This is a genomic window from Bradyrhizobium sp. LTSP857 (assembly GCF_000938285.1).
Taxonomy (GTDB): domain Bacteria; phylum Pseudomonadota; class Alphaproteobacteria; order Rhizobiales; family Xanthobacteraceae; genus Bradyrhizobium.
In genome coordinates this window covers 2,903-9,629 of record NZ_JYMS01000018.1, presented here as the reverse complement: position 1 = coordinate 9,629, position 6,727 = coordinate 2,903, and the positions used below count along the sequence as shown (strand labels likewise).

The following is a 6,727-nucleotide window of genomic DNA, read 5'->3' as shown; positions in this document are numbered from 1 at the left end:
CTGGATCGCCCGGTCGAGCCGGGCGATGACACCTGAGGGTGGGCTGGCACCCCGCGCGGCCCTAAATCCCGCCCAAAAACTTGACGTCCCGCCGCTTCCCCCCTATACGTCCGCCGCTCCCTGCAAGGACAGAGAATTTGCCCCCGTGGCGCCCCGAATGGCGGCCGCAAATCGTTGGGGATCAGGATAAGGATTGTGACATGTCTCGCCGCTGCGAACTGACGGCCAAGGGCCCCCTCGTCGGCCACAAGGTCAGCCACTCCAACATCAAGACCAAGCGCCGCTTCCTGCCGAACCTGGTCAACGTGACCTTCATCAGCGAAGCCCTCGAGCGCAACGTGCGCCTGCGCGTCTCGACCAACGCGGTCAAGAGCGTCGACCACAATGGCGGCCTCGACGCCTTCCTGCTCAAGGCCAAGGCCGACGTCCTGTCGCCGCGCGCCCTCGAGCTGAAGCGCGCCATCCAGAAAAAGGTCGGCCCGACGGCCGCGCCGGTCAAGAAGGCCAGCTAAGCGAATTTCCGAACAGGGCGGGGGCTAAGTTGCGTCGCGTGGCGTAGGCTTAGCCAAGTAGAGTTTTGCGTTGCGGCCGGATCGAAAGATCCGGCCGTTTTTGTTTGTGGGCCAGCCAGACCGGCTCCAATCGGATACATCACCGTGCGAAGGTCGCATAGGGGCTCTACTGGACGTTGAGCTGGGTGAGGTCTAAGGTTTTCGGCCGGGGGGAAGACGTGCCGCAACTGCTATTGCATCGCGTCGCCGAGGTTGCTCGGCCACACATCACTGCCGACGTCATCTTCGTGCACGGTTTGAGCGGCGATGGAAAAGAAACATGGTTTGCCGGGCCAGACGCTTTTTGGCCGCTTTGGATATTTGAGGACTTACCCACGGTAGACGTCTGGACGATCGAATATCCTGCGTCGATGTTTGGAAGTGCCAATGGTGCACTTGTTATCAGTGATCAAGCCAAACAAGTTCTAGATCTTTTCGCCTCCCACTCGATTGGGACCCGTCCAATCGTTTTTGTGGCTCACAGCCTTGGCGGACTGCTGGTGAAGCAACTACTGCGAACCGCCGTCGAGCTTCACCAGTCCGCTTGGGAGCTCATTGCAGCGAATACCCGAGGCGTACTTTTTCTCGCCACGCCTCACACGGGATCGTCGATTGCAAGTATGGCGGCGAAATTCCCATTCGTCTCAAAAGCAACAACTCAAATCGGCGCAAATGACCCCAATCTCCTCGGGCTTCGTGATTGGTACCAGCAAAATGCGGTCTCCCTTGGCGTAGCTACTGCTTCTTACTGCGAGACAAAACTACCTAGGCCAAGTGATTGTCGACAAAGCAAGCGCCAATCCTGGAGTCGTTGGCTGCATCACGGTTGAATTTGATGGCAACCACATGGATATCTGCAAACCGCCATCACGCCAATCACCCATATATCTCGGGGCTAAAAAATTCATCAGCGATGCGAATGGGCTTTCGCCAAAGCACTCCTCTGCCCCTGCGTTCAAGCGCTTTGCACACGCCGACTCGCAAGATGCTGAACAGATTGACCAGCATGATGCTCTGGCAGACGAATTTGAAAACTACACCACGCCAAAAGACGAGCCTCGCTTGGATTTAGCGGAGAAACTAAAACTAGGAGGCAGGTCATACGAAATACCGCGAGCCACACGTTTGAAGGAAGAATTTGCGAAAACATTTGCGCGCAACCAACTGCAGTCTTCCGCCACACAGCGATACATAAAGCTACTAGCCGAAGTCGATTCACGCTTTAACACACACGTCTATCCGCAGATCGTAAATGGAGCATCAGCGTCGGAGACTGCCGCCCTGATCAAGGCGTGGATCAGCGATCCCATCATGAAAGTTCACGAAGACGACGTGCTCGTAAATCACGTCGTGATAGACCGAATGATCTACTATCTGACGGGCATCTGCCATATCAGGTGGTCGCAATGACCTCGGCAAACCCTCTTCGCCTTTGGCACCCCTCGTTTGATGCATATCACTGCACATTTCGCCTTCTACGGATCCTGACATTCCAAAAAGACCATGCCTTACTAATTGAAAAGCTATGGATTTTGGATTTTTACCTGCTCTATCCAGCCCTGCTGCATAAGGCTTCAATGCCTTCCGAGGTCAGACGGACATTTCGATCTCTCGAAATTCAACGTCTAACCGACGAATTCGTCCAGCTGCCGAGCGGGAAAAGCCTCTATCGGGATCTCGCGATTTTTCAAAGAGCCGCAGGGACGAACCTGGTGGCCAAGGACTTGTTCGCACGGGAACAATACCTTTCCGGCCTCGCGCGCCTCAAGATGGACGCGATTCCCCGGCCACTGCTCGCAGATTTGACCGAGCTCAATTTAAATGAAGCGCGTTTTATGGACTTTCTTGTGAATGAATTAGGCGGCCTAGATTTGGCCGGCGCGCGAGGATTACGCGCGCTTACCGGCCTCGTGCGGAGACAGCCATGAGCCAACCGGCACAAATCCAATTCGCACCAAGGCTAGCTCTAAAACGTCTGTTGGTGTTTCGAAAGGGCCATACAGTCTACGATCAATCTTTCCATCTTGGCGTCAACATCATCCGCGGAACCAACGGTTCGGGGAAATCGACAATAATGGACTTCATCTTCCACATCCTCGGAGGAGAAGTGCTTGGGCCAGCTATTCAAGAATGGAAGGAATATGCGGCGTTATGCGACACGGTAGTCGCCGAGGTTGTGCTTAATAACGCGATAGTGAGTCTTAGACGCGAGATTACATCCGAGCGCACACGACCGCTGCACATATTTTTTGGTCCACTAGAGACAGCGGGTCGATCGGTCGCCGAAGGTTGGCAGACCTTCCCCTATGCCCGGCAAGACACCCGAGAATCGTTTTCGCAGATTCTATTTCGTTCTCTCGACATGCCCGAGGCTACAACTCCAGAGGGCAGCAATATCACAATGCATCAGGTGCTCCGATTGCTGTACTCGGATCAAATGACCCCGGTGCAACGCATCTTTCGCTTTGAGAATTTTGACCCACCAATCCTCAAGCAGGCTATCGGGGATTTTCTTTGCGGCGTTGGTGAGTTTAATCTCTATGAGAAGCAAGTGAGACTGCGCGGCTTTGAGAAAAAATTCGACGAACTAAATTCAGAGCTAAAGAGCATCTTCTCGCTTATCGGCGGCGACATTGATACTCCTCTCGCGAGAGAAGCAATTGAAACGGAACTTGATAAGCTCACAACAGAGCGCATCGAACGATATGCGGATCTAGAGCAAATAGCAAAGTCAGATTTTGGGACAACTGCAGACTCCAGGCTTCGCGAAGGCGAGCGACGAAAGGCCTTCGAAGAGGTCGGGTCTCTTTCGACAAAAATGCAGTCGCTCGAATTAGAGAATGCGACAATTCAGTTCGAGATAACTGACAGCGACAACTTCATTCGGCACCTCAATCGAATGCTCGTTGATATCGAGAAAGCTACCCTCACCTACGAGCAGCTAGGCGGAATTCATTTCAAATATTGCCCGGCGTGTTTCTCACCCACTGAGGAGGGACATCACTCCGGTCAGTGTCATTTGTGCAAGACACCGCTGGACGAATCTGAACGCGCGTCAAGAAGCCTCGCTGTCAAGATCGACATCCAAATGCAACTGCGCGAGTCCAAGCAATTGCAGGAACAGCGAGAACAAGCACTGGCATTAAATCTGAAGACGCTTCGCTCAATTCGACGCGACCACTCCTCGAAAACGGCAGCTTACGATGCACTATCAAGAGCTCCTATAAGCTCTCGTGATGCCGCCATAGCGAGCATTAATCGCAGAATCGGATTTATCGATTCGAGGATCGAGACGATAGGTCGACACCTAGAGCTCGCGTCGAAAATCGGAGAGATGTCGCATGAGAAGCAAAAGCTGAACGATGAAATTTCGAAATTGCGCGATGAAGTAAAGGCGATAGCAGCCACCCAAGACAAGCGAAAGCGCATCGCTTATTCACTGATTGCGAGGATTGTCGTAGAACTCCTGCGGCAGGATACCGGCGACCAAGACGCATTTGTGGACGCTGACAGCTTCGGCTTTTCCTTCGGGAATGACTCCATGTCGGTGGACGGCAAATCGAACTTCGCCGCGAGCAGCTTGGTGATCCTGAAGAATAGCCTTCATTTGGGACTTCTGATCGCTTCCCTGCAAGATCGTGACTTTCTTCTTCCTAGATTTATGATGTTCGACAATATTGAGGATAAAGGCATGGTCCCGCAAAGAAGCTGGAATTTTCAGCAGCTGATTTGTAAGGCCAGCGCCGCTTCAAGAGCCGAACACCAGATTATATTGACGACGTCTATGCTTGACCCGAAATTGGAAGGATCGCCTCTGCTTGTCGGATCATCCTACTCAAAGCAGAAGCGAACCTTGAGCATAAGCTAGCCTTGCTTGCCACACGTCGAGCCTAGGATTTATCATGGTCTCGTTAGCTGACTTAAAGAAGGACCTCGTTGATTGGCCCGACGAGATCATCGATGACTGGCTTCTTTATTTTGCAAATGAATCCGATCTTGGATGGCCCCCTCCTGAGCCACTCGGAACTCATCGATGGTCTCGTATCCTAGGTGGACGACCTCTCACTTGGTGGAGTGACGTCAATTGGAAGAAGCAACAAGCGAACTGCAAGCTTCACAGCTTAGCCCCAAAGACACTCGCAATAGCTGTGAACATGGTAGATCAGGTTGGGCGCAACGTTGCCGATGCCGTTACCAAGCGACGATATCAGCAAGCATTGCAGCACATACTGGAGCAAGGGACTTTTTATAAGCCGATTGTTGGCATGCAAATTCCAAAAGGCCTTCTAATCCTTGATGGCAATCACCGCATCGGAGCATTTTCTGGCCTGCAGATTATGCCTGATGAATGGTACGCAAAGCTCGGCAAGAAAAGGCCTTCACTGACGCAAGACGCTTGGATCGGCTCCCATGTTAAGGGAGAAATCCCCTTGACGTAGCGGCGGCATAAGGCGGTTGCCGCGCGTATCCTTGAATATCATCATCCAGCGTGATGGGCCGGGTGCTGGCACCCCGTAACCTGAGGCAACTACAGCGAAGTCGCACAGCATCCGCCATGCATCTTGAAGGGGGCTCCCCCTACCCCCGAAAATCAATGCTCCGCAGCACGATCCCCGGCGGCGTGCCTTCGAACTCCGTCGCCTGATATTTCTTGCCGGCGCAGGCTTCGATGCGCTCGCGCAGACGGATGAACTGGGCTTCGCGCTCGGAGGGCCTGGCGCGCGGGCCGCGCTCGAGGTCGTCCATCGCGGAGGTCGAGATTGCGCAGGGGACCTCGTGCGGGCCGTCCTGCATCGAGAACTGAACGATTCCGCGGTCCTGTTCGTGGCCGATATAGCGGCCGGTCGTGAGCATCATGGGTCACTCCTTTAGGCGATTAGCTTCGTGGCGCGATGGCCGCTTGAGGCGCAAGCTGGCCCCCAACGTCGTCCTGGCGAAGGCCAGGACCCATTACCCCGGTCAACAGTTGTCGAGGCACGCTGTGGCACGATGATCCGCAACAACTCAGTTCGGTGGTTATGGGTCCTGGCTTTCGCCAGGACGACACCTGTTTTCCACACCATCGCTGCCGCATGCGCCCGCGGCCGCGGCCGCCTTCAGGTCTCGCCGCTGAGCCTCACGAAATCGTCGAACAGCGCTGCCACCAGCGCGCGGTGGCGGGTGTCTTCGTTGGGCAGGCTGGCGGCATAGAGGTTGAGCAGATAGCGCGCCTTCACCGCGGCCTCCGGCCACGACATGGCGGGCGCTGTCATCATGCGGTTTTCGAGATCGGACTCGCGCTCGCGCAGCTCCCTGATATTGGTCTCGACCTCGGCCAGCGCCCGGCGCAGATCGGTCGCCTTTTGGGCGGCCATGCCGCGATGCTTGTCGAGATCGACCGGGATGTCAGTCATGGAACGGCGCTCGCATTTGCAATTTGCGCATCTGCGGCTTGCGCATCGGCGAGGTCGACCGAGCCGATCGACAGCAGCTCCGTCGCGCCATGCACGCCTTCGGACGGCACCGTGATCATGGTGGCGATGCGGCGCCAGGATGCGAACGACAGGCCCTCGATCATCTCCTCGTCGGTGACGACCTCATAGCCGCCTGCGGGGAGCTGGCGCTCGATGCCGCGGATGCGGACCGGATGCTTGAATGTGATGGTTTCGCGTCGCGAACGGATGGTCATGAAAGCCTGCCTTTCGCTGGTCAGGCCCCAACCGACGCCGCTTCGGCGAGCATGCGCCCGTTGCGACGCAATAGCCAGCATTATCATCACCGCAGCGCGTGCGCGGCGTTTAAGCCCTCGCTATTGGCGGGGTGCAGGCGTAGGCTCGCGCATTATCGTCAGCGGCACGAATGAGTATGGCAGCGCCAGTCTCGGCCGCAGTGACGCAAGCGTCGCGACTTGTGCGATCAGACTTGCGCGGACGGATGCTGCAACCGGTCGAACCGAACGAATTCGAACCCCCACAGGAGACGGACGTCATGGCCAAGGGACAGCAACGCACCAATCGCGAAACCAAGAAGCCGAAGAAGGACAAAGCCAAGGTGATCGCCGCGGCACCGAACCGCAAGGACGCCGCCTGGCAGCCGGATTTCGGGCCGACGAAGAAGAAGTAGGAAGTTGAATTAAAGCGATCGCCGCGGAGCAGGTGTGCTCCCTCTCCCGCTTGCGGGGGAGGGTTGGGGTGGGG

Annotated in this window: 10 protein-coding genes; 7 read left to right on the top strand and 3 right to left on the bottom strand. The window is 55.7% G+C overall.

Annotation, left to right across the window (positions count from 1 at the left end):
• The first annotated feature begins 200 nt into the window (after window positions 1–200).
• The 6 genes from rpmB to UP06_RS09365 all read left to right on the top strand — a co-directional run bounded on the left by rpmB (window position 201) and on the right by UP06_RS09365 (window position 4,990).
• Window positions 201–512 (top strand): 50S ribosomal protein L28, encoded by a 312-nt coding sequence (rpmB, locus tag UP06_RS09390; RefSeq protein ID WP_027535901.1) that lies wholly within the window; start codon window positions 201–203, stop codon window positions 510–512.
• A 218-nt stretch (window positions 513–730) separates the two neighbouring features.
• Entirely contained in the window at window positions 731–1,381 is a 651-nt protein-coding gene (locus UP06_RS39700; protein WP_156162869.1) for an esterase/lipase family protein, read from the top strand.
• Complete coding sequence (locus UP06_RS09380; protein ID WP_156162868.1) at window positions 1,326–1,961, top strand: ABC-three component system protein; 636 nt, start codon at window positions 1,326–1,328, stop codon at window positions 1,959–1,961. Before UP06_RS39700 ends, UP06_RS09380 begins: the two co-directional genes overlap by 56 nt.
• A complete protein-coding gene (locus UP06_RS09375; RefSeq protein ID WP_045002275.1) occupies window positions 1,958–2,479 on the top strand; it encodes an ABC-three component system middle component 5 in 522 nt (173 codons plus the stop codon). The genes UP06_RS09380 and UP06_RS09375 overlap by 4 nt, the downstream gene beginning before the upstream one ends.
• Window positions 2,476–4,419 (top strand): ATP-binding protein, encoded by a 1,944-nt coding sequence (locus UP06_RS09370; RefSeq protein ID WP_045002274.1) that lies wholly within the window; start codon window positions 2,476–2,478, stop codon window positions 4,417–4,419. Before UP06_RS09375 ends, UP06_RS09370 begins: the two co-directional genes overlap by 4 nt.
• 34 nt (window positions 4,420–4,453) lie before the next feature.
• Entirely contained in the window at window positions 4,454–4,990 is a 537-nt protein-coding gene (locus tag UP06_RS09365) for a ParB N-terminal domain-containing protein (protein WP_045002273.1), read from the top strand.
• Between the two features lie 139 nt (window positions 4,991–5,129).
• Here the strand turns inward: UP06_RS09365 and UP06_RS09360 are convergent, their stop codons facing one another.
• From UP06_RS09360 to UP06_RS09350, 3 genes are all read right to left on the bottom strand, one after another.
• Window positions 5,130–5,408 carry a DUF1488 family protein gene (locus tag UP06_RS09360; RefSeq protein ID WP_045002272.1) on the bottom strand — a complete coding sequence of 93 codons (279 nt, stop codon included), beginning with the start codon at window positions 5,406–5,408 and terminating at the stop codon, window positions 5,130–5,132.
• A gap of 239 nt (window positions 5,409–5,647) precedes the next feature.
• Window positions 5,648–5,944 (bottom strand): hypothetical protein, encoded by a 297-nt coding sequence (locus UP06_RS09355; RefSeq protein ID WP_045002271.1) that lies wholly within the window; start codon window positions 5,942–5,944, stop codon window positions 5,648–5,650.
• On the bottom strand, window positions 5,941–6,219 hold the full coding sequence (locus tag UP06_RS09350; protein ID WP_045002270.1) for a hypothetical protein: 279 nt from the start codon (window positions 6,217–6,219) through the stop codon (window positions 5,941–5,943). The genes UP06_RS09355 and UP06_RS09350 overlap by 4 nt, the downstream gene beginning before the upstream one ends.
• A gap of 299 nt (window positions 6,220–6,518) precedes the next feature.
• Here UP06_RS09350 and UP06_RS42400 point away from each other — a divergent pair, with 299 nt between their 5' ends.
• Complete coding sequence (locus UP06_RS42400; protein WP_283806019.1) at window positions 6,519–6,653, top strand: hypothetical protein; 135 nt, start codon at window positions 6,519–6,521, stop codon at window positions 6,651–6,653.
• Window positions 6,654–6,727: the final 74 nt, after the last annotated feature.

Bases quoted from the DNA above. Each gene is read 5' to 3' on its own strand.
- UP06_RS09350 (WP_045002270.1), bottom strand. From the start codon at position 6,219: ATGACCATCCGTTCGCGACGCGAAACCATCACATTCAAGCATCCGGTC.
- UP06_RS09360 (WP_045002272.1), bottom strand. From the start codon at position 5,408: ATGATGCTCACGACCGGCCGCTATATCGGCCACGAACAGGACCGCGGA.
- UP06_RS09355 (WP_045002271.1), bottom strand. From the start codon at position 5,944: ATGACTGACATCCCGGTCGATCTCGACAAGCATCGCGGCATGGCCGCC.
- UP06_RS09370 (WP_045002274.1), top strand. From the start codon at position 2,476: ATGAGCCAACCGGCACAAATCCAATTCGCACCAAGGCTAGCTCTAAAA.
- UP06_RS09375 (WP_045002275.1), top strand. From the start codon at position 1,958: ATGACCTCGGCAAACCCTCTTCGCCTTTGGCACCCCTCGTTTGATGCA.
- UP06_RS42400 (WP_283806019.1), top strand. From the start codon at position 6,519: ATGGCCAAGGGACAGCAACGCACCAATCGCGAAACCAAGAAGCCGAAG.
- rpmB (WP_027535901.1), top strand. From the start codon at position 201: ATGTCTCGCCGCTGCGAACTGACGGCCAAGGGCCCCCTCGTCGGCCAC.
- UP06_RS09365 (WP_045002273.1), top strand. From the start codon at position 4,454: ATGGTCTCGTTAGCTGACTTAAAGAAGGACCTCGTTGATTGGCCCGAC.